1 protein-coding gene is annotated in these 736 nt (G+C 45.9%); it reads right to left on the bottom strand.

Features of this window, described 5'->3' with window-relative positions; translation table 11 throughout:
* The coding region (locus OA34_RS13340) for a response regulator transcription factor (protein ID WP_286683070.1) at positions 1–679 on the bottom strand (679 nt) is incomplete at its 3' end.
* Between the last annotated feature and the right edge of the window lie 57 nt (positions 680–736).

Below are 736 nucleotides of genomic sequence, written 5' to 3'. Positions count from 1 at the left end.
ATCGGTATCCTACGCCCGAGAGGTTCGTGATGAAATCCTTGGGCAGTTTTTTGCGTAAATTTCGCACCAAAGAACGAAGCGCGCTATCGGTCATCACGTCGTCTTGCCAGATATGCGACTGGAGCTCGTCGTACGTGACGATGCGTTGTTTATTGTGCAATAAAAGTTCTAAAAAAAGAGCCTCTTTTTTGTTGAGATGAATCATCTCGCCTTCAAACCGAAGTTCTTTATGATCAACGTCGTAAAAGTAACCGCACGGCAATTCATAGACGATCGCATGGTTTTTGCTAATACGTTTTAAACATCGCTGCAACGCTTCGAGCAATCCTTTGAGATTGACGGGTTTGACGATGTACTGCTCCAAATGAAGGTCGACGACTTTTAGCAAATACTCCTTATCCGTATGCGCCGAAATAATCACCAAAGGCGTCGTTTCGTCTTCGGCACGAATCTTCTCGACCAGCTCAATTCCGTTCATGACGGGCATCAGTACGTCGGTTATCACGATGTCGGGGCGTTCTTTTCGGTACAACTCCAAAGCGACTTTCCCGTTTTCCGCCTCCAACACCTCCTTGGCGTAATAGCGAAGCGATGCGGCGATATTTTTGCGTATACCGTCTTCGTCTTCGGCATACAAAATTCTGAGGGCTTTCAAATGCTCCAAAAAAAGCTTATCCACGTTTTTTTGCTCCTTCGCAAAGCTTCTTACTTGCGTGCGTTGAATTTTAGTGTCGTG

Source organism: Sulfurospirillum sp. MES, assembly GCF_000789415.1.
In the GTDB taxonomy this organism is placed as follows: domain Bacteria; phylum Campylobacterota; class Campylobacteria; order Campylobacterales; family Sulfurospirillaceae; genus Sulfurospirillum; species Sulfurospirillum cavolei.
This window is presented reverse-complemented; position numbering and strand designations above follow the sequence as displayed.